Source organism: Micromonospora sp. WMMD1102, from assembly GCF_029626265.1.
Classification (GTDB): domain Bacteria; phylum Actinomycetota; class Actinomycetes; order Mycobacteriales; family Micromonosporaceae; genus Plantactinospora.
In genome coordinates this window covers 4,012,931-4,036,787 of sequence record NZ_JARUBN010000001.1, presented here as the reverse complement: position 1 = coordinate 4,036,787, position 23,857 = coordinate 4,012,931, and the positions used below count along the sequence as shown (strand labels likewise).

The window sequence follows — 23,857 nt, the reverse complement described above, 5'->3', positions numbered from 1 at the left end:
CCAGGGCCGGCGCGGTCACCGGCCGACCAGCCCGATGATCTTCGGCTGCTCCTCGCGCGGCAGCAGCCGGAAGAGCCGGTAGTTGACCGCGTCGAGTGCGCGTTCGTCACCGGCGGCCAGGGCCTCCTTGCCCTCCCGGACGAGCGTCCGGGCCTCGCCGGCAGGCTGCATCCGGCCCTGCTGCTCGCACAGCGCGTAGAACACCCGTACCGACCAGCCGGGCTGGCGCCGCTCCAGCTCGATCAGGAACTCGGTGACCCGCTCGGTCTCCGCCTTGATCCGCGCCGAACTGCCGCTCGCGATCGCCTCGTCGGCGCGCTGCCCGAGTTCGGCGAGCGCCGTCCGGTCGGCGGGATGGCCCACCTCGGAGACCAGCCGACCGGCCTCGGCGAGCAGGTCGCGCAGTTCCCGGACCAGCGCCGGTTGGTCGGCCGCCTCCTCGATGTCGTCGAGCTGCGCCTGCACCTCGCGCAGCCGGTCCTCGGCGGTGGCGGCCGCGCCGGCGTCCACGGCGGCGGCCCGGACCTGCTCCCGGGCGGTGGTCAGGGTGCCCTCGTCGTCGAGTCGCTGTAGCCGGTCCCGCACCTCGGGCGCCTCCGACGCACGCGACTCGTGCAGTGCGGCCATCCGCCGCTCGGCCTCGGCGAGCGCGGCCGCCAGCTCGTCCGGCTGCGGCGTGCGGACCTCGTCGAGGTTGATCTCCGCCTCGAACTGGGCCTGGATCAGCGGCACGTCGGCGACGACCGTGACGAGGTTGGAGGCGTCCACCTCGAACGTCACCTCGACCTCGGTCCCGGCCGGCAGGTCGATCCGTACGTCGAGCGGGCGGATCTCCAGCATGCCGACCAGGCGGTTGCGGTCGGCGCGGTCCCGCTCGCCCTGCACCACCGGGATGCGGAGCACGGCATCGGCGTCGGAGCGGCGCAGCGCCGCGGCGGTGCGGAACACCTCGCGTGCCCGGGTCGGCAGCGTCGCGCCCTTGCGGAGCAGCGGTGCGAACGCGCGGTCGACGAGCTGGATGCCGAGCGAGTGGGTCAGTCGGGCGCCCCCGAACTCGACATCGCGGTGCGTGATGGACAGCGAATCGGGTGACACCTGCTGCGGCGCACCGGAGGCGTCGGTGAGTTCCACGGTGAACCGCGACGTCCGGTGCGGATCGACGGAGACCTCGGTGAGGAAGGCGCCCTCGGCGTTCAGCGCCACCCGGCCGGTGCGGAACGGCGGCTGCCCGTCCGGGTTGCTCAGCGTCACGCCGTACCCGGTCCAGTCCACCGGTGCGGCGGCGTGCAGTTTGCCCGCGACCACCGGCGTGGTGGTGGTGACGCTCGGCTCGTAGGCGAGTTGCAGGGCGTACTCGCCGGCGACCGGTTCGAACGACGGCGGATCCGGGCGCCGGACGGTGCTGGCGAAGATCGCGGCACCGCGGGCGACCACCGTCGTCGGGTCGAGACTGGTGTCGAGGGCGATGCCGAGACCGTCCCGGCTGTCGGCGAGCCGCTCCCGCAGCCCGGGGGCCAGGGTGGCGCCGCCGACGAGCAGCAGCCGGTCGATGTCACCCGCGCTCAGTCCGCCGTCGGCGAGGGCCGTCCGGCACAGGTTGACCGCCCGCGCGTAGAACGGCTCGGCGACCCTGTCCAGCTCGTCCCGCCGGAGCGTGTACTCGAACGTCTCGACCTCACCGTCGCCGAGCGTCAGCTCCACCATCAGGTCGATAGCGTTCCGGCGGGAAAGTTGGATCTTGCCTTCCTCGGCGAGCCACTTCAGCTTGGCGAAGTTCAGCCGCCATGCCGGGTTGTCCCGACGGAAGTCGGCGAGGTCGAACGCGGACGCGGCGGCGGGGGCCAGGATCCGCTCCACCACCGCCCAGTCGATCAGCTTGCCACCCAGGTACGGGTCGCCGGCGTGGTTCAGCACCCGCAGGTCGCCGTCGCGTTTGCTCACCACGGCCGCGTCGAAGGTGCCGCCGCCGAAGTCGAACACCATCCAGTACGCCCGGTCGTCGGCGTCGTGGAAGCCGTACGCGAAGGCCGCCGCGGTGGGTTCCTGGACGAGCGGGCACGCGGCGCTGAGCCCGGCCCGGACGGCGGCCTCCAGGGTCGCCTTGTTCTGGTTCAGCGAGAAGGCGGCCGGTACGGTGATCACCGCCGCCTCCGGTGGACTGCCACTGTGGTGCGCGGCGTCCGCCCGGAGCGACTTGAGCACCTCGGCGGAGAGCTGCGGCGGCGTCAGCGTGGTGCCGGCCCTCGCGAACCGCTTGCTGACGTCCGCCAGCCCCATCTCCAGCTTGAACTCGGCGACCGCGTTGTCCGGGTCGCTCTGCACGCGCTCGCGGGCCCGCCGCCCGACGTGCACGACACCGGGCTTCGGGATCCACACCGCCGAGGGGGTGATGTCCCAGCCGTCGTTGTTCTTGATGATGGCGGCGCCGCCGTCCTCCTCCACCACCGCGATCGCGCTGTTGGTGGTGCCGAGGTCGATGCCGAAGTCGATGGTGTCACGCATGGTCGTTCCTTCCGTCAACGGGCTGCGCCGGGGTGCCGACGATGACCTGTCCCATCTGGACGAGGCGGCCGTGCAGGTAGACCGAGGGCCGTACGGTCTCGATGACGACCTCGGCGGTCAGGTTGGGGTTCTCCTGGTAGACCAGGACCTCGAGTTCCCGTCCCGGGTCGAAGGCGTCGCCGTCGTGTTCCTGGACGACCAGGCCGGCGCCCGCCAGCGCCTCGGTGGACGTACGCAGGTACCGGCTGGCCTGGCGGTCCCGGGGTGAGGGCCGCTCACCCGCCGAGCTGAGCTTCCGCTGGGCCCGCCACAGGTTCGTGACCGCCGTCGCGAGCGCCGCCTCGTCCGGCTGCGCGGCCGGCGTCTCCCGCGCGGCCGGCGTCTCCTGCTCGGCGGGCTCCGCGGGCTCGGCGGGCGTCTCCAGCTCGGCGGGCTCGGCGTCCCGCACCGCCGTCAGCAACTCCGCCAGGCGGGCCTGTTGTTCGTCGTCCCAGACCGCAGGGGCGATCCGGAACTCGCGGTGGTGCCGGCGCTGGCGAAGCTCCTCGCGCAGTAAGCTGATCCGTCTCACATCGTCACTCCTCGTCGCCACAGGGCCAACCTGGGCTGATAGCGGGCGCGCAGGTCCGGTGCCAGCTCCAGTGCCTCCGCCATCAGCTCCGCCGCACGGTCGAGCTGGCCGGCCTGCCGGGCCAGCGCCAGCGCCTCCGTGGCGAGCCGGCGGGCCCGCGCGTCGGGTGGTCCGCCCCGGCCGCTGGCGGCGCCGCCGAGCCGCCGGTCGCGCAGTTCGGCGGCCAGCACGCCCGCCGAGGCGGGCCGGTCGGCCGGATCGACCTGCAACGCGGACAGGATGATCCGGTCCAGTTCCGGGTCCACCTCCGGGTGGTACCGGCTCGGTGGCAGCGGCGCCCGCGCGAACCGACCCGGCGAGTACGACGACAGCGGTGCACCGTCGTCGTAGGGCAGCCGGCCGGTCAGCAGCAGGTAGCCGATCGTCCCCACCGACCACACGTCGCTGGCCCGTGAGTATCCCTCGCGGCGCAGCACCTCGGGGGCCATGAAGGCGAACGTGCCCTGGGCGCTGGCCAGCATCGTGAACGGGTCGGCGCGCTTGGCGAGCCCGAAGTCGCTGACCCGGACCCGCAGGCCGCTGCCGTCGTACCCGACGAGGATGTTCGCCAGGGTGAGGTCGCGGTGCAGGATCGGCGGATCCTGCTCGTGCGCGACGGTCAGGCCGGCAGCGATCTGCTCGGCCGCCTCGACCGCCAGCTCCACCGGCATCGCCGGTGCGTGCGCCCGGATCAGCCGTTCGAGGCTGCCCCCGGCCACGTACTCCATGGTGAAGAAGCCACGGACGCCGTTCGAGGTGCGCACCGTACCGGCGTCGAAGACCCGCACGATGTTCGGGTGCCCGAGCGTGGACAGCAGGCGGGCCTCCTCCAGCAGGGTGCGTGTCTCGTCGAGCGAGACGACCTGTTTGAAGACCTTCATGGCCTGCCAGCCGAGATACTCGTGCCGCACCCGGTGCACCTCGGCGAAGGCGCCCTCGCCGAGCAGCCGGTCCACCACGAGGGTCTCGGTGACGCGGTCGCCACTGGCCAGCATGCTCACGACTCGTCCCCGGAGTCCGCGACGTTGAGCCGGTAGCCGATGCCGGTGATGGTCTCCAGGATCCGTGGCGCGGACGGGTCCACCTCGATGGCGCGACGCACCGCCCGCACGACGCCGGCCAGGTCGGCCCGGTTGTAGGCCCGGCCCGGCGGCCACTCCTCACGCGGGCCCCAGAGCGCGGTCACGAGTTCCTCGTGACCGCACGCGACGGCGGCACCGGCGCTGCTCCGGCCCACCATGTACCGCAGCAGCTGGTGGCCCTGCGGCCGCAGCCCGCCGACCGGGGTCTCTCCGTCCTCGTCGCTGCGGTACGCCCGCGCGGCCACCCAGTCGTACCGCAGGCACGGCCCGCGAACCGGAACGGCCGGCGGCGGCTCGAACGGCGCGGCCTGGGTGGTGTGCGGGTCGAGCAGGGTCAGCTCCCAGTACAGCGGCTCGCCGTCCGGGGACATGTCGCCGAGGATCAGCAGCGCTTCGCCGTGCCGCAGCCGGCGGCTGCCCACCAGACGCTCGGTGCGCCCGTCCAGACAGCGCAACAGCGTGCCGTTGACGCTCGCGTTGTCGGTCACCGTCCAGCCGCCGTCGTGCAGATCCAGCGTGCAGTGCAGGCGGCCGATCCAGCGCTGCGGGTCCGGCTCCAGCGCCACCTGTGGTGCGTGGTCCGGCGCGCTCCGCCCGACCGTGACCGGCCCGTCCGTCAGCTCGACGCCCCGGACCGTCCCCTCGGGCGACGTGATCCGCAACGTCACGGCTCCGCTCGTCCGCGTTTCCTCAGCCACTGTCGACTCCCTGGTTGGCACCATCGGCCGGACTACCGGACTCGCCCGTAGAAGGACTGGTGGTCCTTGCGATGTGCCACGCAGGCCGCGTACATCCGCTCCTGGCTCTGCTCGGTCCACCATTCGCTGATGACCGGCAGGACCGAGAACGTGTCCGGCACCTGTAGTTCGGTCGCCAGCTTCTGGCAGGTGCGGTTCGCCTCCTCGACGAGCTGCGGCCGGAGCGTCGCGCCGTCGGGCGGCGGCCACCGCAGGATCTCGTAGCCGAGTATCTCGGCCCAGTGCGGCTCGTCGCAGCGCACGATCGGCCACACGTTCTCCGCACGGTCGGGCTCCTGTCTGCCCCGCACGCAGTAGCCGACCGGCGCGTTGTGATCCCGGCCCTTCTGGGACGTCATCGGCCGTTGCACGGGAAGTTGGGCCCCGGTCTGCCGGGAGGCGGCGAGGAACGACCAACGCTCCACGTCGGTACGCATCACCAGGCACGTCGCGTAGTTGGACGGCGAGTCCGACCGGTGGATGACGTCCCGGTCAGGCAGGATGACCTCGGTGGCGTACTGGCTACCCGCCGAGAGGCCGAAGTTGTTCGCCTGCTCGCCGCAGCTGAACCGGGCGAGGCCGGCCAGGTAGTCGTAGTCCGCGGTGGGCCAGGAGAGGTTCGCCTCCCGCAACCCCAGATAGGCGATCACCTCGGCGGCGTGCTCCTGCCCGCAGGACACGGTGGTCACCGTCGTGTCGCCGTCGCGCCAGTCGTCCTTGTCCCGGACGCAGACGATCTCCGACGAGACGTTGCCGTAGGCGGCCGGATGGATGTCGACCGTCTCCTCCCCGTCGATCGCGGCGTTCATGAACCAGACCAGCCCCACCAGGACGATCGCACATAGGACGACGACCCCCACCGCCCGACCCCGCCGCCGCGCCTCCTGCTTCTCCCACTCGTGCAGCCGGATCGGCGCGCGGAATCCGGACGGACGGCTGGGCGTGCGGTACGAGATCGGTGCGCCGGCATCCAGGTCGGCAAGCATCTCCCGGATGGCCGCCGCGAGCGCCTCGTCGGTGACCTCGGAGAGGATGCCCCGCAGGAAACTCGCGGCCTCGTACCGCCCCCGGGTCCGCCGGATCTCGTCGACCGTGCGCCGGAACTGGTCGAGTGCCTTGTCCGCCTCGTCGAAGCCCCGGAGGTTCTCCCGGACCCGGCGCCGGGTCTCCGGATCGGTGGCGAGCTTTGCCGCCTCCGTCAGCCAGTTCTTGACCTTGTCCTCGTACTGCCCGGTCGACCGGTTCCGGGCGAGTGCGCAGTTGTTGAGGAGCACGGCGACCTTGTCGCGGGCGGCCTCCGTGCGGCGGTGCTGGTCGCGCGGCGTCAACCCCTCCAGCCGGGCCAGCAGCGGATTCACCCGTGCCCGCATCTCGGTCACGACCTCGTCCGGGTCACCGGAGTCCAGCCGGCCGTGCAGGTCGCGCACGGTGGACTCCAGTTCCGTGTAGAGCGGCTCGGCCGCCTCTTCGAGCAGCCGGTCGCGTTCCCGGGCCGGCACCGGCCACTCGGCCAGGTGCTTGCGCAGCGGAGCGGGATAGGCCGCGGACGCCGCCAGCCGCAACAGTGGACGCACCAGCGTCACCGGCAGTTCCGCGCGCAGCGCGTCCACGGCGGAGTCGTCGAGCTGCCGGTCGTCGAGCTGTCCCACCCGGTGGTGCAGGTGCCGCCAGAACGACGCCGACCGGAGCGTCTTCGTCCAGGCCGTTGCCGCCGCCGTCCACTGGCCCGGCAGGGCACCGGCTATGGTCGCCGCCAGCAGGTCGCCCGGCTCGACGTCGAGGGCGGCGGCGTGTGCCCGCACCGCGTTGTCGTGGTCGTGGTGCACGCCCGCCGGGCATTCGCAGCCGTCCGGCACGCCCCAGACCGCGAACACCTCGTGCACCAGGCGGCGGCGTGGATCACCCAACACGTCGAAGGCGGCGCGCACCTCGTCGGCGGTCGCCGAGGGACCCTGCCAGCCCACGTCCGCGCCGACCCGCAACGCCGCCGCCAACTGCTGCTGCCGCGCCCGCGCGGTACGCCGGTCCACGTCCACCGGCAGGCCGGTGATCCGGAAGGCGTTGCGCCGGTACAGGTCCGGCCCGGCCAGCTCCCGCAGGCTGGCGATCGCCACCTCACTCACTCGGGCTCCCCAGGACGTCAGCTTCTCGGACTCGCACCGACTGGTACCAGCATCGTGGGGCCGGACACCGGACACCACGGAAGACAGTTGGAAGTTGGATGTACGCCTACGACAGCTCGCCGCGGATCGGGTCCTCGCCGACCCGCTTCAGGTAGTCACCCGGGCTGGTGATCGGGCGCCCGTGCTCCCGGTACTTCTGCCGGACCCGTTCCAGGTGGGTCTTCACGGTGCTCTTCTCGATGCCGAGCCGGCGGGCGATGACGGCGTGTGTCATGCCCTCCGCCACGCCGAGCAGGATCTGCCGTTCCCGGGGCGTCAGCGACGGGCCACGCCGGTCGTCGTCGCTGAGCAGGAAGGCGTGTTCCGGTGACGTCGGCGTCTCTCCCTGGTGCACGGCCCGGATCGCGCCGGCCAGATCGGCCAGGTCGCGTTCCTTGGGGATGTAGGCGACCGCGCCGGCCTCGGTCGCGGAGACCACCCAGCGGCGGTCCTTCACCACCGAGATGACGATCACCTGACGGCCGGTGGCGGTCAGTTGCGCGACGTTGTGCGCCGGGTCGGTGAAGTTGCCCAGGTCGAGATCCAGCAGCACGATCGTCGGCGCGTCGGGGTCGGCAAGGTACTCGTCCACCGACGCGGCCGTCGCCGTCAGACGGATGTCGGGCGTGCTGCCGAACCAGTTCGCGAACGACTGGAGCAGCATCTTCTCGTCGTCGATCGCGCCGATGGTTATAACGGTTTCCATGTGATCTCCACGGTGGTGCCCTCGCCGGGCGTACTGGCAATGTCGCACTGGCCGCCGGCCTCGACCACGCGGTGCCGGATGGAGCCGAGCAGGCCGTACCCGCTGCGTGCGGCCGTGGGCACGAAGCCGGCGCCCCGGTCGACGACCGTGACCCGCACCCCTCCGGCGCCGTCGCCGCGGGACGTCAGCCACGCCTGCCCGGTGCCGGCGTGCTTGCGGGCGTTGTTGAGCGCTTCCCGGGTCGCGCCCAGCAGCGCCTCGGTGACGTGGCCGGGCACGCCCGCCGGAAGTTCCGCCGAGTTGTGGTCGATCCGCAGCCCGAGGGCCGCGAGGTCGCGCACGACGCGTCCGAGCCCGCTGCCGAGGTCCGTCGAGACCGCGTCGTCCGACCCGGTGATCAGGGAACGGAGGTATCGCGCGTCGCGTTCGCACTGGCCGCGGAACTGCTCGGTGTTGAGGTCGATCTGTCCCATCGCGCCGACGGTCAACGTGGACAGCACCGTGTCGTGCAGGTTCCGGTACTGCCGCCGCCGTTCCCAGTCCCGGGCCTCCACGGACGCCATCCGGGCTGCCGCGTCCGCCGCCTGGCGCTGGGCTGCCAGCGCGGACGCGTGGGCTTCGTCCGCGGCCCGCGCCGATCCGCGTACCCAGGTCGCCGCGAGTCCGGCGGCGACGGTGAACAGCACCAGCGAGCCGATGTTGCCGGTCACGGAGGCGAGCAGCGAGGAGTCGGCGGCGAAGTCCCGCCAGACGCCGGCGAGGTAGCAGCCGGACAGCAGCAGGATCGACGGTACGGCCAGCCAGCGCGGGCCGAACACGACGGCGAGCACGCCGGACGCGTTCGCCGGCGCGACGGTCCAGTTCGCCCACCCGATCGAGTGGCCGGGCTCGGTCAGCCGGCCGACGACGACGAGTGCGACACCGATCAGCAGGACGTCGGCGGCGACGGCGATCCAGGTGATGCGCCGACCCCGCAGCGCGCCGCCGTAGAGCACGAGGGACCAGGCGGCGGCGACGGCGTAGAGGCCGAACACGAGTTCCGGTCGCGAGTAGGCGGACCGGTCGGTGGAGACGGCGGCCACCCCGGCCGCGGCGTACTGCGCGAGGCGGACCGCCCCGAACACGCGCACCAGCACGCGCTCGGCCTGTACCCGCCCATCGACCCCCGACACACTACAAACATTTCAAAACCCGGAGGTTCCCGGTAGTCCGCTCTGCGGCGGACTACCGGACACGCGAGCTGCGCCGGACGTCCACGACCCTGATGCCGGATCAGCGCAGGGCCGCGTCGGTCAGGTGCCTGCCGACCCGGGCGATCTCCGTGGTGTCCAGCGGAAGCTGCGGCAGCGCGGTGGCCGGGTGGGCGATGATCCCGCGCAGGTGCAGGGCTGCCTTGAAGGCGCCGATCGCCGAGGAGTTCTGTCCCATCCGCGGGCCGCCGACGTTCACCAGCCGGAAGAGGCGGAACAGCCGTTCCTGCTCGGTCCGGGCGGTCGCCCAGTCGCCGCGCGCCGCGGCCTGGTAGAGGCGTACGTAGCCGTGCGGGTCGACGTTGCCCAGCCCCGGTACGACCCCGTCGGCTCCCATCCAGAGTGCCGAGTCGACGGTCAGCTCCGAGCCGGTGAACACGGCGAAGGCGGTGAGGTCCTGGTCCCGACGGCGCAGGATCACGTCCCGCAGCCCCCCGTCGTCGCCACTGGAGTCCTTGACCCCGGCGAGGGTGCCCTCGGCCGCCAGTTCCAGTAGCAGGTCGGCGCCGAGTTTTCGGTGTACCGACACCGGCAGGTCGTACGCGTACACCGGGACCCCGGTCCGGTCGGCCACCGTCCGGAAGTGCAGCACGATCTCGGCGGGGTGGGTACGCGTGTAGAAGGGGGCGGTCACGACCAGCCCGTACGCGCCGGCCTCGACCGCCGCCCGCGCGTGGTCGAGGACCCGGGGCGTGGTCATGTCGATGGCACCGGCCAGGACCGGCACCTGGCCGGCGACGTGTCCGAGCACCGTGTCGAGCACGATCCCACGGTCCGCGTCCCGGAGGTAGGCGACCTCCGACGTCGAGCCGAGCACGAAGAGCCCGTCGACGCCGCCCTGGATCAGGTGGTCCACCAACCGGGTCAGTGATCCGGTGTCCACCTCGAGGTCGGGGGTGAGGGGAGCACCGGGGGGACGACGCCGGACGGGAGGACGGTGGTCATGGACGCTCCTGGGCTTGGCTGATCAGTTCGAGGTCGGTCGTGCCGTCGAGCACCGGGTGATGACAGCGGTAGAGGTGTCGGTCCCCGCCGGCCTCGGCGGCCGGCAGTTCGGCGGCGCAGCGGTCGTCGGCCCGCCAGCACCGGGTCCGGAACGGGCAGCCGCTCGGCGGCCGGGTCGCCGACGGCACCGGCCCGGTCAGCGGGATCGGGTCGATCGGGGCGAGCAGGCCCGGGGTGGCGGAGAGGAGTGCCCGGGTGTACGGGTGACGGGCGCCGTGCGGAAGCGAACCGGCCGGGAGTTGCTCGACGATCCGGCCGAGGTACATCGTCACTACTCGATCGCTCATCCGGCGTACCGTCTGGATGTCGTGCGAGACGAAGATCATCGCCAGGTTCAGCTGCTCCTTGAGGTCGAGCAGCAGGTTCAGGATCTGGGCCCGTACCGAAACGTCGAGCGCGCTGGTCGGCTCGTCGGCGACCAGCAGCCGGGGGCGCAGCGCCAGGGCCCGGGCGATCGCCACCCGCTGCCGCTGCCCGCCGGAGACCTGGCTGGGCAGCAGGTTCGCCACGCTGGCCGGCAGGCCCACCAGGTCGAGCAGCTCCCGTACCCGCTCCTCCCGTGCCCGCGGCGTGCCCCGCCGGTGCACGTCGAGCGGGTCGCGGAGCACCTGTCGGATCGGCAACCGCCGGTTGAGCGCGGTCGACGGATCCTGGAAGATCATCCCGGTGCTCGCGCCGACCGCCGACAACCGGGCCGAGGGCGGCATCGACCAGAGGTCCTGGCCGGCGAACCGCACCGTGCCGGAGGTCGGCGGCTGGAGCCCGACCACGACCTTCGCCAGGGTGGACTTGCCGCAGCCGGACTCGCCCACCACCCCGACGGTTTCGCCGGTCGCGACCCGGAGTTCCACCCCGGTGAGCGCGTGGACGCGCTCACGCCGGAACAGCCCGCCGGAGCGGGCCCGGTGTTCGACGTGCACGTCCGCGAGTTCCACCAGGGCGGCGGGGTGTGGCGCGCTCATCGGGCCTCCGCCCGGCTGGTCGGTGCGGGCACGGCGGCGCCCTGGGATTCGTGGCCCACGTCGGGGGGCGGCGGGATCTCCAGCGCCGGATGGTGGCAGGCGACCGCGTGTTCCACGGCGCCGACCAGCCGGGGCGGCTCGACCCGGCAGACCTCGGTGGCCATCGGGCAGCGGTCGGCGAACCGGCACCCGGCGGGGAAGTCCGCCGGGGACGGGACCACACCACGGATCTGGGTCAGCCGATCGGCACCGGTCTCCAGCGACAGCACCGAGCCGAGCAGTCCCCGGGCGTAGTGGTGCGCGGGCGCGCCGACGAGTGTGGCGGTGACGCCACTCTCGACGATCTGGCCGCCGTACATCACCACCACCCGGTCGGTGACGTCGGCGACCAGGGCGAGGTCGTGCGAGACGAGGATCAGGGCGAAGCCGAGTTCCGCACGCAGTCGGAGCAGGAGCTGGATCACCTGCGCCTGCACGGTCACGTCCAGCGCGGTGGTCGGCTCGTCGGCGATGATCAGCCGTGGGTCGCGGGAGAGCGCCATCGCGATGAGGACCCGTTGCCGCTGGCCACCGGAGAGCTCGTGCGGATAGGCGGAGAGCGTACGGGCCGGATCGAGCCCGACCAGCTCCAGCAGCTCGACAGGGGTGCGCCGACCGCCCCGCCGGACGATCTGCTTCAACTGGGCCCGGATGGTCATCGCCGGGTTCAGCGAGGAGAGGGCGTCCTGGTAGATCATCGCCATGTCGTGCCCGAGCAGCCGGCGCCGGCCGGCCGGGGAGAGGGCGAGCAGGTCCTGACCGCCGAAGCGGATCTCGCCCCGGACCCGGGCGCCGCGCGGCTGGAGCCCCATGACGGTCAGCGCGGTCAACGACTTGCCGCAGCCGGACTCGCCGACCAGGCCGAGCACCTCGCCCGGGCGTACGTCGAAGGAGATGCCGGCCACGATGTCCACGTCGTCGTGTCGGCCGTCGAAGCCGACAGCCAGTCCACTGACCCGCAGGATCGGCTCGCCCTGCGGCAGCGGGCGGGCGCGTTCGGCGATCCGGCGGGCCGCCGCGGCGAGGCCGGGCAGCGGGGTGACCTCTCTGGAGCCGGGCCGGGCCTGCTCCAGCGCGTCCACGTCCTCGCTTCGGCGGACCGGTTCGGCCTGCCTGCCGGCCGGCGCGGCCCAGGCGTCCGAGACCCCCTCGGCGAGGATGTTCAACGCCAGGACCGTCACCAGGATCAGCAGCCCGGGAAAGACGGTGGCCCACCAGCCGCCGAGCAGCACCATGTTGCGGCCGTCGGCGATGACGCTGCCCCAGGAGGGGGCGGGTGGGCGTACTCCGGCGCCGATGAACGACAGGGACGCCTCGAAGACGATCGCGTCGGCCACCATCACGGTGCAGAAGACCAGGATCGGCGCGGCGCAGTTGACGGCGACGTGTCTGACCAGGATGTGTGGCGTGCGGGCCCCGATGACCCGTTCGGCGGCCACGTAGTCCTCGCCGTACTGGGCCAGCACGTTGGCGCGGACCACCCGGGCCACCGACGGCACGTAGAGGAACGCGATGGCCAGCACCAGTACGCCGATGCCGCCGCCGAAGACGGCGACCAGGACGGCGGCGAGGGCGATTCCGGGGAACGCCATCACGACGTCGAGCCCGCGCATCAGCGCCTCGTCGACGGCCCGGCGGGAGGTGGCCGCGACCGCGCCGACCACCGCCCCGACGGCAAGTGCGATGGCGGTCGCGCCGAGGCCGATCAGCAGTGACCAGCGTGCACCGTGGAGCAGCCGGGTGAGGATGTCCCGGTTGGCGCTGTCCAGGCCCATCCAGTGCGTCGCGCTCGGGCCGCCGCCGGGGATCTCCTGCACGTACGGGGAGTGCGGCGCGATCAGCGGTGCGAGGAGCGCGGCGAGGGCGATCGCGGACAGCACCGCGACGGAGATCCACGAGGGCAGCCCGAGTCTGCGGAACCGGATGCCGGGCCGGGACAGTCGGCTCGCCAGTCCGGGACGCATCCCGCGCGGGCGGGTGTCGAGCCCGGTGCCGGCCGGCCCGCCGCCGGCTGCCGCCTCGGTCGTGTCGTCGGGTGTCACGCGGCGCTCCTGATTCGGGGGTTGACCAGCAGGTAGAGGAGGTCGACGGCCAGGTTCACCAGCACGAAGCCGGTGGCGATGGTGAGCACCACGCCCTGTACGACGGCCGGGTCACCGTCCCGGACAGCGTTGATCATCAGGTAGCCCATCCCGGGCAGCGAGTAGATGGTCTCGATGACCACCGCGCCGCCGAGCAGGTAGCCGACCCGCAGGCCGAGTACGGTCAGCGGATTGATCAGCGCGTTGCGCAGGACGTTGCGGCCGATCACCACGATCGGCGGCAACCCGCTGCCGATCGCGGTGCGTACGTAGTCCTTGTCGAGTTCCTCGACCATCGAGGTGCGGATGATCCGGGTGAGCTGGGCGGCGACCGGCAGGGACAGGGAGAGCGCCGGCAGGGTGAGCGAGCGTAGCCATCCGGTGAACGAGTCGGCGGGGTTGATGTAGCCGCTGGTGGGAAACCAGCCCCGGTCGACGGCCAGCCACTGGATCATCAGCAGGGCCAGCCAGAACGCCGGCGCGGCGACGCCGACCAGTGAGACGAGCCGGATGAGCTGGTCCGGCCAGCGGTCCCGGAAGATCGCCGCGGTGACGCCGAGGACCAGTGACAGGACGATGGCGACGGCCAGTCCGAGGAAGGTCAGTTGCAGGGTCAGTGGCAGGGCGGTGAGCACCGAGTCGAGCACCGGGGCCTTGGTCAGCACGCTGGTGCCGAGGTCGCCGTGCAGCAGGTCGCCGACGAACCGCAGGTAGCGCACCGGCAGCGGATCGAGCAGGCCGTTCTCGACCCGGAACTGGTGCAGTTGCTCGGGGGTCGGGTTGGCACCCTGGAAGTAGGCGTACTCGGGCTTGTTGTCCGAGAACCGCATCACGAGGAAGACGAAGAGGATGACGCCCAGCAGCAGCGGGATCAGGATGAGTGTGCGGCGCACTAGTGTGCTGCGCCGGAAATTCGCCTACAAAATCGGGCGAGTGATTCGAGGATTTCCTCGGCGGTCTTGGTCCAGATGAACGGGCGTGGGTTGCTGTTCCAGGCGGCGATCCACGCCCGGATATCGGCCTCGAGGGACCGGACGCTCTTGTGGGCGCCGCGGCGGATCTTCTGCTCGGTGAGGTAGCCGAACCAGCGTTCGACCTGGTTGATCCAGGACGAGCCGGTCGGGGTGAAGTGCATGTGGAAGCGGGGATGGCGGGCCAGCCAGGCCCGGACGGCCGGGGTCTTGTGGGTGCCGTAGTTGTCGCAGATCAGGTGGATGTCGAGGTCGGCGGGCACGGTCTTGTCGATCGTGGTCAGGAACGTGCGGAACTCGGTGGCACGGTGCTGCCGGTGCAGTTCACTGATGACGGTGCCGTCGGCGATGTTGAACGCGGCGAACAGGCTGGTGATGCCGTGCCGGTGGTAGTCGTGCGTACGCCGCTCCGGCATGCCCGGCATCATCGGCAGTATCGGCTGGGACCGGTCCAACGCCTGGATCTGGGACTTCTCGTCCACGCACAGCACCACCGCCCGCTCCGGCGGGTTGTGGTACAGGCCGACCACGTCGACGACCTTGGCGACGAACTGCGGATCGGTCGACAGCTTGAACGTGTCCGCGCGGTGGGGTTCCGGCGACCCGGGCGGGCGTCCTGGACGGGCGTGGGATCGCCCGTCCAGGACAGGTGGCGCTCAGCTGGCGGTGCAGACCGGGCTCACTCCGGTCGCCGTTCCGGTGCCCTGGAAGCCGAACTCGGTGGACTGGCCGGCGTTCACCGAGCCGTTGTAGCTGACGTTGCTGAACTGCACCGTGCCGCTGGTGCCGCTGCGGTTCGCGTTCCAGGCGTTTGTCACGGTGGCCCCGGACGGCAGGGTGAGCTGGACGCTCCACCCGTTGATCCGCGCGTTGCCGGCGGTGACCCGCACGGTCGCGACGAAGCCGCCGGTCCAGGAGTTCAGCGAGACCGTGGCGGTGCACCCGGTGGTCGGGTTCGGCGGGGTGGTCGTCGGCGCCGGAGTGGTCGGGTCGACCGGCGGGGTGGTCGGGTCGACCGGCGGGGTGGTCGGCGGGACGGACGGCGTCACCGGCGGCGTGGTCGTCGGCGGGGTGGTGGTACGGCCCCTGTTCAGCTCGTCGAGCACGGCGTTGTAGGCGGCCTTCTTCTGGTAGCTGCCGTTGCCGCCGGTGAACAGCAGACCCCGCTCGGAGGAGCGCCACGACTCGCTGTCGGAGATGCCCCAGACGGTGATGCCGGTGCACTTCGCGACGTTCAGGCAGGCCCGGACGACCTTGCGGTAGTTCTCCGCCTGGCCCGCGCCGATGTCGTTGTTGCTCAGGTCGTCGTCGATGTCCAGCTCGCTGATGTGCACCTCGACGCCGAGGTCGGCGAAGCGCTGGATGTTCGCCTGTAGGTCGTTGCTGATGATGCTGTTCGGGTTGTCGTTGAAGTGTGCCTGGAACCCGACGCAGTCGATGTACTGCCGGTAGTTGCGGACGATGTCGTACAGCGCGTTGGCCTTGCGGTTCTGGGTGCCGCCCTGGACCGTCAGGCCCTCGACGTCGTAGTCGTTGATGCAGAGCTTGGTGGTGAATCCGCCGGCCTGCACGACCTGCCTGGCCCGGATGAACGAGTCGCGGATGACGTCGGTGTCGCCGGAGTCGAAGAAGTCACCGTCGCCGTTCGCGTCCCGGTTCATGGTGTGCGGCCACTGGTTCCGGCGCCGGCCGGTGTTGTTGTCCTCCAGCGCCTCGTTGACGACGTCCCAGTACGCGATCCTGCTGCCCCAGCGGTTGATGGCGTTGCCGATGAAGTTGTTCAGTGTCCCCTGGCTGGCGCCCTGCAACTGCCCGGCCTGTGAGTGCCACACCAACGTGTGGCCCTTGACCAGCATGTTGTTGCTCTGGGCGTGGTTGACCAACTGGTCCGCGCTGCCGGTGTTCTGCAGCCCACCGCTCGACGTGGCGATCGCGTCCGGCTTCATGGCGTTCTCGGGAGTCAGCTGGCTGAACTCCTGGCCGACGATCGGGTAGAGCCGGTTGGGGTTTGCCGCGACGCCGAAGAAGAGCCCGGCCTTGGCGGCCGCGGCCCGCAGCGTGGTCTCGGCCGCGGCGGCCGGGTTGATGGACTGGACCGTCACAGCGCTTCCTACCAGCACCAACACCGCCGTCGGCAGAGCTATCTTCGCGACTTTCTTACGTTGTCCCAGGCTGCTGTTCACGGGCCCTCCCTGACGCACGACGCATGTAATCGATGTCTGTGTATACCCCCGGAACGGTCAGTATCGATACCGCCCGGCCACAGTGTCAACAAGTTCCGGAAATGCTCCGGAAACCCACGTGCGGTCGAAGGGGCGGGCGGATCGGATTCGCGCAGGTGGGAGAAGCCGGCGACCGGGCGGTCGGAGACGGTCGAGCTGACGAGGCTCGACCGCTCCCATGGTCGACAGCACAGGTACCGAAAATCCGCGACTGTCGCCCCCGGCGGATCGCCGCTCCGGACGACCCGGCGGGCGGGGTCGACGTGGCACCGGCGCAGTGCTCAGCGAACCACCTCGTAGTGCAGGTGGATCACGCCGGGCGCCGGGACGACCTCGACGAGTCGGAGCCGCACGTGCTCGGGCAGCGACGGGAAGAACGGCCGGCCGCCGCCGAGCAGGATCGGCACCTGGTGCAGGATCACCTCGTCGACCAGTCCCGCCGCCAACGCCGCCGTCGCGGCGCCGCCGCCCATGACGGCGACGTCCCGGTCGCCGGCGAGGGCCCGCGCCGCCGCGACCGCGTCCTCGATCCCGGTGGTGACGAGCGTCTGACGGTCGTCGGTCATGCCGGGAACCGGCCGGTGGCTGAGCACGACCAGCGGCGCGTCGGGATGCGGCGTCCCCCCGTGGAGCCACCCGGAGTCGTCGTACGTGCGGCGGCCGGCCAGGCTCGCGCCGATGCGCCCGGCGAGCGCGTCGAACACCCGGGCGCTGGGCGCACTCAGCTTGAACCCGTCGAAGACCTGGCTCGGGGTGTCGCCGTCGAAGTACCAGTCGAACAGCATCGGGGCGTCGCCGAGGCCACGTCCGGCGCCGGGATCGCGGCCGGTGAGGTAGCCGTCGACGGAGACGGAGTGGGCGCTGATCACCCTGCTCATGTCGGATCCTTCCGGTGGGTCAGGTGTGGTGCGCGAAAGTCGTCGGGCGAGCCGCCGAACCGGACCGGAGGCGGCACGGGTCGGACCCTACGATCGGCCCGACCCCGGCGTCTTGAACGAATCGCGCACGGTCAGACCCGCAGCGCCGACCTGCCCCGGGTGGCGAGGAAGGGCTGGTAGGACGCCGAGTGGTCATGGCCGCAGGCGCACCGGTCGAGGTCTGCGCCGAGGAGCCGGCGCGGCGTGAGACCCGTCAGGCGGAGGCACTCCCGGCCGAGGTGGGCCTGGTCGGCGTACCCCAGGTCGACCGCCAGCTCCGCCATGCCGTCCGGACCCGACCGGCCCCTGGCGGTGGTGCCGGCCTGCGCCGACGCGAGGAATCCCTGGAATCGCAACGTCCGCTGGAGGACCTTGGGGCTCACCCCCACGGCGTGCAGGAAGCGACGACGCAGTTGGCTCCCGGAGAGCGCGAGACGACCGGCCAGGGCGTCGATGGTGACCGGCTGCCAGGGCATCAACGCCCGGACGGCCCGGCGCACCAGCGGGTCGACCCCGGCCGAGCGCCGGAACTCCCGCAGGATGTGGGCCTGCACCGCCAGGAGGGCCCGCTCCGGCGTACCGGCTCCGGCCGTCGCCGCCACGAGCCGGTCCACCGACCCGCCCCAGAGCGCCGCCAGGCTCAGGCGTCGGTCCACCAGGTCGTCGAGCATCGTCGGCAGCGGCGGCGCCGTCCCGGGGTGGAACCGCACTCCGACGACGGTGGTCCGCGCCGGGATGACCTCGACCTGCGGCCCGGTCAGCGGACCGACCAACTGGGGAGTTCCGCCGAGCGGGAAGTGCAGCTCGACCCCACCGGTCGGCAGGTGCCGCTGCACGTACGGCAGGTCGCCGGTGCGTTGTATCCAGACCGTCCGCACCACGCTCGCCAGACCCGGCGACGGCGGACGTTCGACGTAGGAGTCCATCCGGGCGATCCTCGCACCGTCCGGCGAGGTCCGGGGCTGACTCCCGGCCGGCCGGTCGCGGCGGGTACGACAACCTGCGTACGTCGAGGGCTGCCCGAGGACGGATTGCGGACTGCCGTGATCCGGCTGGAATGACGGGGCAGCTACCGGTCCACACCTAGGAGCCCTTCGTCATGGGACGACATCATCGGCGTACCCTCGCCCTTGCCCTCGCCGTTTCCGGAGCCGTACTGGTCGGCGTTGGCACCATCCCCACCGCCGCCGCCAACTCGACCGGCGTGCGGTCGCAGCCCGCGCTGTCACTCGGCCAGTGGCTCGAACGCCAGGCTGTCGCGGCGCCGACCGACCCGGCCGCAGTCGGCGCGGACCTGGCCCAGTTGGGGCGGCTCACCGGCGGCGCGACCGTCGTCGGTCTGGGCGAGGCGGCGCACGGCCTGGCGGAGGTGACCCGGGCGAAGAGCCGGGCGGTCCGATATCTCGTCGCCCAGCGCGGCTACCGCACGGTGGCCTGGGAGGACGACTGGACGCTCGGCATCCAGATAAACGACTACATCCGGGACAGCTACTTCGTCGACCTCACCGGGAACACCCCGCCAGCGGTGCGGAGCTGGCTGGACCGGCCCATGCTCACCCGCGGCGTTCCGGAGGCGGGCCCGGGGTCCACGATGTCCGGCGGCACGCCACGGCAGTGGTACGACGCACTGGTCCACGTCCAGCGCGTCACCGCCTCGGCGCCACTGACCGCGGCGCGTCCGCTACCGCCCGGCTGACCCCTGCGCGATTCGTTCAAGACCGGCCGCCGCGCAGCTCCTAGGTTCGTGGACTCGTAAAAGCCCCTTCGATCAGACAAGGAGATGCATGAGCAAGGTTTCCGGCGCCCGTACGGTCCTGGTCACCGGCGGACTGGGCATGATCGGTGCCCATACCGCCCGCGCGCTCGCCGATCTCGGTCACCAGGTGGTCGTGACCGCACACCACCGCACCGAGATTCCGTCCTTCCTCGCCGGCCGGGTCGGCGTGGAGTCTCTCGACGTGACCGACCGGGCCGCCTTCCTCGGCCTCGCCGACCGCCACGGCATCAGCGACATCGTCCACCTCGCCGGCAGCATTCCCGGCATCGATCCGCTGCCGTACCTCCGGACGGACACGGCCGGCCTGTTCACCGCGCTCGACGCGGCCCGTGCCTGGGGCGTACGCCGGTTCGCCGTCGCGAGCAGCCTCGGCGTGTACCTCGGCCGGCCGGAGATTCCGTGGCACGAGGAGCTGGCGTTGCCTCCGGCGGAGCTGCCCCATCTGATCGTCGCGTTCAAGAAGGCGGTCGAGCCACTGACCACGCACGCGCTGCGGGACAGCGGCGTCGAGCCGGTCGTGCTGCGCATCGGCAGCATCTGGGGTCCACTCATGGATCCGGAATCACCGTTCAACTACATCCCGCCCTACGTCAGCGCGGTGCTCCGCGGTGAACGGCCGCCGCCACTGCACGCCGACGACGGCGGCGACTGGTGTTACGCCCCCGATGCCGGCCGGGCAATCGCCCTGCTGACCACCGCGCAGACCCTGCGGCACACCACCTACAACGTGTCCGGCGGCCGACCGTTCACCAACCGGGAGTTCGCGGACGCGGTGCGGGCGGCCACGCCCGGCCAGCTGCTCGACCTGCTGCCCGGACGGCAGGCGGGCGCCGGCCGTAATCCGTATCTCGACATCGGCCGGCTCACCAGCGACACCGGATTCAGCCCGGCCTTCGACCTCGCCTCGGCAGTCGCCGACTACGTCGCCTGGCGAGCCGTCAACCCGCGCTGAACGGTGCGGGAGTGTGCCGGACCCGCTCACTCCCGCACCGCGGTGCTCGTCCGCACCGGAGCCCGTACGACTCCACAGGGTGGCTGGCAGGCCGGCAATCGATGATTACAAATGCCATGGATCCATAGATTTCCCTCCGCCTCTAGGCGCGACTTACCTTAATGGGTAAGGTGATCGCACCGCCGGGCAGGCCGACGTCCCGGGACCGGCGGTGCGCGTGTTCGGGAGAAGCCGGGGGAGAGGCCTGCCGCACGTCGGGGCAAGCTTCTGACGACTGCGCGCAGAGGCGGGCTGCGACCACCCGATCGGCGATCGTCCTCGTGTGGGCGGTTCGCAGGTGCCCCAGAGGAGGCAGCGGACCCCCGGCCTCGGTCGGCGGATAGCGGTGAGGCGAGACAGAGGAGGGGGAACGGCCATGGAGGACAACCTGTTCAGGTCCCGGCGCGGCTTTCTGGGGATGGGGGTGGGGCTGCTCGGCGCGGCCGGGCTGGCCGCGTGCGGCGACAGCTCGCCGTCGACCCCCCAGGTGCAGGCCGAGGTCCCGAAGGAGCTGATCGATGCCGCGGCGTCGTTGAAGGGCTCCACGATGGGGATGCTGTCGCAGAAGCTCTACTCGGAGGCGGCGAACGCGGCGCTCGACAGCTCGATCAAGAAGTTCGCCGACACCACCGGTACGAAGATCGACAACAGCCTGGTCCAGGCCGACGCCGGTGACGTGGTGGCCAAGATCCACGCGGAGGTCGAGGGCGGCGTCGCACGTGACCTGGCGTTCATGACCGACTCGCGCTTCGTCGCGCAGTTCCACGCGCTGGGCGACCTGGAGGACGTGACGGACGTCGTCCAGGCGCTGACGGCCAGATACGGCGAGCCCACCGCCGAGTCCAAGAACTTCTGCGTCTTCGACGGCAAGTGGTTCGCCATCCCTTACCACTTCATCGGGATCGGGTCGTTCCTGCGCAAGGACTGGATGCAGGACAAGGGCATCACCCCCAAGGACATCTACAGCTGGGAGGAGTTGCGCGACCTGTGCCTGGCCATCTCCGATCCGTCCAAGCGCCGGTTCGGCTGGGGCATGACCGTCAACCGGTCCGGTGACGCGAACGGCATGATCGAGGCGCTGATCAACTCCTACGGCGGGTCGATCGCCACCGACGACGGCCGGAAGGTCACGTTCAACTCGCCCGAGACGGTGCAGGCGGTGACCTTCCTCGCCGACATCTACACCAACCCCAAGTACAAGCCGATGCTGCCGCCGGGGGTGGCCGCCTGGACCGACTCCAGCAACAACGAGAACTGGCTCGCCGGGATCCTCGGCTACACCCGCAACCAGCTCAGCGTCTACGCGGACTCCAAGACCAAGAAGAACCCCGTCTACGACAAGACGCACGTCTTCGCCGACTGCATCGGACCGGCCACCGACAATCCTCTGCTGCTCGGCCAGTCCCAGGCCTTCGTCATCTTCAAGGGCGCCAAGAACGCCGCACTCGCCAAGCTCCTGGCGCAGTACCTGGTCACCGCGCCCGCGCTGCTCGGGGTGGCGAAGGAAGCGCCCGGCCTGGCGCTGCCCGCCTGGGAGAAGGTCTGGGACGCCGACCCGTTCTTCACCAGCGGCGACCCGGCGTTCCCCATCATGCGCAAGATCACCCAGCTGTCGCTGCCGCTGACCACCAAGAACGGGCTGAACTTCCCGCAGAAGGCGAGCGCCGGCCAGCAGGCCGCCGTCGGTGCCTACGTCCTCACCGACATGATGCAGCAGGTCATCCAGGGCACGCCCGCCGCGCAGGCCGTGCAGGCCGCCCACAACAAGATGGTGCAGATCTTCACCCAGCAGGGGCTGCCGCAGTGACGTCGGTCCGTCCAGCACCGCCCCCGGCGACGGGGACATCCCCGCCGCCGGGGGCCGGCTCCCTCACCCCGACCCAGCGGCGGCTCGGCCGTGACTGGCGGCTGGCGGCGCTGTTCCTGGCGCCCACCGCCCTGCTCGTCGGCGGGCTCGTGCTCCTGCCGATCGCCTGGTCGGTCGTCACCAGCACGACGGAACGGCACGGCCAGCAGAGCGTCTTCGTCGGCCTGGCCAACTACGCGGCCCTGTTCGGGGACGACCAGTTCCGCACGGGCGTGCTCAACTCGTTCGTCTTCACCGCGTACGCCGAGGTCTTCAAGGTGGTGCTGGGGCTGTCCGCGGCCCTGCTGCTGCACAACCTGCGCCGTGGCCGGGCGGTGCTGGCCGGGCTTCTCCTGCTGCCGTGGGTGGTGCCGACGGTGGTCACGGCGTTCAGCTGGCGCTCGCTGCTCGACCCGATCTTCGGCAGCGTCAACCTGCTGCTCACCGAGTCGGGGATCGGGCCGCTGCTGGCCAAGGCGCACCTGGTCGACACCTGGCCGGCCGGCTGGCTCTCCGAGGCGTCCCTGGCCATGCCGTCGGTGATCATGGTCAACGTCTGGAAGGGGGTGCCGTTCTTCACCGTCGCGTTCCTCGCGGGGCTGAAGGCCATCCCCGCAGACCTCTACGAGGCGGCGACCGTCGACGGCGCCTCGTCGTGGCAGCGGTTCGCCCACGTCACGCTGCCCGGACTGCGCCACGTGATCACCGTGACGGTGACCCTGTCGTCGATCTGGACGTTCAACAACTTCGACCTCATCTGGTTGCTGACCCAGGGCGGCCCGGGTGACGCGACAGCGCCGTACGTGCTGGTCGCCTACTCGAAGGCGATCCTGCAACTACAGTACGGCGCGGGCGCGGCGGTCACGCTGGTGATGATGCCGGTCGTCGGCGTACTGGTGTTCTTCCTGGTCCGGTTGCTGCGCCGGGACGTCGTCACCGCGTCGCCCCGACGGGCCCGCAGGGCCCAGCAGGCGCGGCAGGCGCGCAAGGCGTTGCCGTGGGCCGTCGCCCTGGTGCTCACCGGTCTGCTGGCCTGGGCGTCGCCACACATCGTCTGGAAGGCGGCGCTGGTCCTCGGGGTGATCCTGCTGGTCGCGGCGGCGGTCGGCCGGGTGGTCTCGGCGCTCCAGTCCTGGGGACGTCGCCGGGCGTCGTCGGTGACGTCGAAGCTGGCCTCCGGGATCGCGCTGGCCGCGCTGCTCGCCTTCGTCCTGGTTCCGCTGTACTGGATCGTCGTCACGGCGTTCAAGTCCGAGGGCCAGATCGTCATGCGGGACAACGACCTGTGGCCGACACCGTGGACCCTCCAGCAGTTCACCGACCTCTTCGCCACCAAGCCCTTCGGTCGCTGGTACCTCAACACCGTGCTGGTGTCCGCGGCCTCCACGGCGGTGGCACTGGTCTGCGCCGCCCTGGCCGGCTATGCGCTGGCCCGGCTGCGGTTCCGCGGGGCGCAGGGTTTCACCGTCACGGTGCTGGTCACCTACGTGATGCCGGGCGCGCTGCTGTTCATCCCGCTGTACCAGCTGCTCATCGGCGTACGGCTCACCGACTCGCTGTGGTCTCTGGTGGTCACGTACCCGACCTTCACGCTGCCGTTCGCCACCTGGCTGCTGGCGGGTTACTTCTCGTCGATCCCCATCGAGTTGGAGGAGGCCGCGCTGGTCGACGGCTGCACCCGCCTCCAGGCGTTCGGTCGGGTGGTGCTGCCCCTGGCCAAGCCGGGACTGCTGGCGGTCGCGCTGTTCACCCTGACGAACGCCTGGAACGAGTTCCTCTTCGCCTTCGTGTTCATCACCAAGGACGAGTACAAGACGCTCCCGGTGGGGATGCAGTCCATGATCGCCGGGGACGTCGTGCCGCAGGGACAGCTCGCCGCGGCCTCGCTGCTGGTCAGCATCCCCGTGGTGATCATGTACGCCTTCGGGCAGCGCTTCCTCACCGAGGGACTCACGGCGGGGGCGGTCAAGGGGTAGCCGTTCGGCGGGTACCCGACC

At 71.3% G+C, this 23,857-nt stretch carries 18 protein-coding genes and 1 pseudogene; 4 read left to right on the top strand and 15 right to left on the bottom strand.

Features of this window, described 5'->3' with window-relative positions:
• Window positions 1-15: 15 nt before the first annotated feature.
• From O7626_RS17940 to O7626_RS17870, 15 genes and pseudogenes are all read right to left on the bottom strand, one after another.
• On the bottom strand, window positions 16-2,502 hold the full coding sequence (locus tag O7626_RS17940; RefSeq protein ID WP_278062304.1) for an Hsp70 family protein: 2,487 nt from the start codon (window positions 2,500-2,502) through the stop codon (window positions 16-18).
• Window positions 2,495-3,073: a hypothetical protein gene (locus O7626_RS17935; protein ID WP_278062303.1), complete on the bottom strand. Its 579-nt coding sequence runs from the start codon at window positions 3,071-3,073 to the stop codon at window positions 2,495-2,497. Before O7626_RS17935 ends, O7626_RS17940 begins: the two co-directional genes overlap by 8 nt.
• A complete protein-coding gene (locus O7626_RS17930; RefSeq protein WP_278066205.1) occupies window positions 3,070-4,107 on the bottom strand; it encodes a serine/threonine-protein kinase in 1,038 nt (345 codons plus the stop codon). The genes O7626_RS17935 and O7626_RS17930 overlap by 4 nt, the downstream gene beginning before the upstream one ends.
• Before the next feature lie 2 nt (window positions 4,108-4,109).
• On the bottom strand, window positions 4,110-4,892 hold the full coding sequence (locus O7626_RS17925; protein ID WP_278062302.1) for an FHA domain-containing protein: 783 nt from the start codon (window positions 4,890-4,892) through the stop codon (window positions 4,110-4,112).
• A gap of 32 nt (window positions 4,893-4,924) precedes the next feature.
• Window positions 4,925-7,054, bottom strand: coding sequence for a septum formation family protein (locus O7626_RS17920; protein WP_278062301.1), 2,130 nt, complete (start codon window positions 7,052-7,054; stop codon window positions 4,925-4,927).
• Window positions 7,055-7,160: 106 nt separating this feature from the next.
• The gene (locus tag O7626_RS17915; protein WP_278062300.1) at window positions 7,161-7,799 is read right to left on the bottom strand and encodes a response regulator transcription factor; all 639 of its coding nucleotides are present in this window, start codon (window positions 7,797-7,799) and stop codon (window positions 7,161-7,163) included.
• Window positions 7,784-8,935, bottom strand: coding sequence for an ATP-binding protein (locus O7626_RS17910; RefSeq protein WP_278062299.1), 1,152 nt, complete (start codon window positions 8,933-8,935; stop codon window positions 7,784-7,786). Before O7626_RS17910 ends, O7626_RS17915 begins: the two co-directional genes overlap by 16 nt.
• A gap of 136 nt (window positions 8,936-9,071) precedes the next feature.
• A complete protein-coding gene (locus O7626_RS17905) occupies window positions 9,072-9,932 on the bottom strand; it encodes a dihydrodipicolinate synthase family protein (protein ID WP_278062298.1) in 861 nt (286 codons plus the stop codon).
• 58 nt (window positions 9,933-9,990) lie between these two features.
• The gene (locus O7626_RS17900; protein ID WP_278062297.1) at window positions 9,991-11,016 is read right to left on the bottom strand and encodes an ABC transporter ATP-binding protein; all 1,026 of its coding nucleotides are present in this window, start codon (window positions 11,014-11,016) and stop codon (window positions 9,991-9,993) included.
• Complete coding sequence (locus O7626_RS17895) at window positions 11,013-13,097, bottom strand: dipeptide/oligopeptide/nickel ABC transporter permease/ATP-binding protein (RefSeq protein WP_278062296.1); 2,085 nt, start codon at window positions 13,095-13,097, stop codon at window positions 11,013-11,015. Before O7626_RS17895 ends, O7626_RS17900 begins: the two co-directional genes overlap by 4 nt.
• Complete coding sequence (locus O7626_RS17890; protein ID WP_278062295.1) at window positions 13,094-14,029, bottom strand: ABC transporter permease; 936 nt, start codon at window positions 14,027-14,029, stop codon at window positions 13,094-13,096. Before O7626_RS17890 ends, O7626_RS17895 begins: the two co-directional genes overlap by 4 nt.
• Window positions 14,029-14,703, bottom strand: a pseudogene (locus O7626_RS17885) (IS630 family transposase); the annotation flags it as partial. The gene O7626_RS17890 and the pseudogene O7626_RS17885, both read right to left, overlap by 1 nt.
• Window positions 14,704-14,763: 60 nt before the next feature.
• Window positions 14,764-16,209 carry an endo-1,4-beta-xylanase gene (locus O7626_RS17880; RefSeq protein ID WP_278062294.1) on the bottom strand — a complete coding sequence of 482 codons (1,446 nt, stop codon included), beginning with the start codon at window positions 16,207-16,209 and terminating at the stop codon, window positions 14,764-14,766.
• Window positions 16,210-16,610: 401 nt separating this feature from the next.
• On the bottom strand, window positions 16,611-17,207 hold the full coding sequence (locus O7626_RS17875; protein ID WP_278062293.1) for a dihydrofolate reductase family protein: 597 nt from the start codon (window positions 17,205-17,207) through the stop codon (window positions 16,611-16,613).
• Window positions 17,208-17,338: 131 nt separating this feature from the next.
• Window positions 17,339-18,172: an AraC family transcriptional regulator gene (locus O7626_RS17870; RefSeq protein ID WP_278062292.1), complete on the bottom strand. Its 834-nt coding sequence runs from the start codon at window positions 18,170-18,172 to the stop codon at window positions 17,339-17,341.
• A 173-nt stretch (window positions 18,173-18,345) separates the two neighbouring features.
• Between O7626_RS17870 and O7626_RS17865 the strand changes: the two genes are divergently transcribed.
• From O7626_RS17865 to O7626_RS17850, 4 genes are all read left to right on the top strand, one after another.
• Complete coding sequence (locus O7626_RS17865) at window positions 18,346-18,942, top strand: hypothetical protein (protein WP_278062291.1); 597 nt, start codon at window positions 18,346-18,348, stop codon at window positions 18,940-18,942.
• An 88-nt stretch (window positions 18,943-19,030) separates the two neighbouring features.
• The gene (locus O7626_RS17860; protein ID WP_278062290.1) at window positions 19,031-19,975 is read left to right on the top strand and encodes an NAD(P)-dependent oxidoreductase; all 945 of its coding nucleotides are present in this window, start codon (window positions 19,031-19,033) and stop codon (window positions 19,973-19,975) included.
• 415 nt (window positions 19,976-20,390) lie between these two features.
• Entirely contained in the window at window positions 20,391-21,821 is a 1,431-nt protein-coding gene (locus tag O7626_RS17855; protein WP_278062289.1) for an extracellular solute-binding protein, read from the top strand.
• Entirely contained in the window at window positions 21,818-23,836 is a 2,019-nt protein-coding gene (locus tag O7626_RS17850) for an ABC transporter permease subunit (protein ID WP_278062288.1), read from the top strand. Before O7626_RS17855 ends, O7626_RS17850 begins: the two co-directional genes overlap by 4 nt.
• Window positions 23,837-23,857: the final 21 nt, after the last annotated feature.

Excerpts from the sequence above, each read along its gene's own strand:
- O7626_RS17900 (WP_278062297.1), bottom strand. The coding sequence starts at position 11,016 with ATGAGCGCGCCACACCCCGCCGCCCTGGTGGAACTCGCGGACGTGCAC.
- O7626_RS17865 (WP_278062291.1), top strand. The coding sequence starts at position 18,346 with ATGGGACGACATCATCGGCGTACCCTCGCCCTTGCCCTCGCCGTTTCC.
- O7626_RS17940 (WP_278062304.1), bottom strand. The coding sequence starts at position 2,502 with ATGCGTGACACCATCGACTTCGGCATCGACCTCGGCACCACCAACAGC.
- O7626_RS17855 (WP_278062289.1), top strand. The coding sequence starts at position 20,391 with ATGGAGGACAACCTGTTCAGGTCCCGGCGCGGCTTTCTGGGGATGGGG.
- O7626_RS17860 (WP_278062290.1), top strand. The coding sequence starts at position 19,031 with ATGAGCAAGGTTTCCGGCGCCCGTACGGTCCTGGTCACCGGCGGACTG.
- O7626_RS17930 (WP_278066205.1), bottom strand. The coding sequence starts at position 4,107 with ATGCTGGCCAGTGGCGACCGCGTCACCGAGACCCTCGTGGTGGACCGG.
- O7626_RS17870 (WP_278062292.1), bottom strand. The coding sequence starts at position 18,172 with ATGGACTCCTACGTCGAACGTCCGCCGTCGCCGGGTCTGGCGAGCGTG.
- O7626_RS17875 (WP_278062293.1), bottom strand. The coding sequence starts at position 17,207 with ATGAGCAGGGTGATCAGCGCCCACTCCGTCTCCGTCGACGGCTACCTC.
- O7626_RS17915 (WP_278062300.1), bottom strand. The coding sequence starts at position 7,799 with ATGGAAACCGTTATAACCATCGGCGCGATCGACGACGAGAAGATGCTG.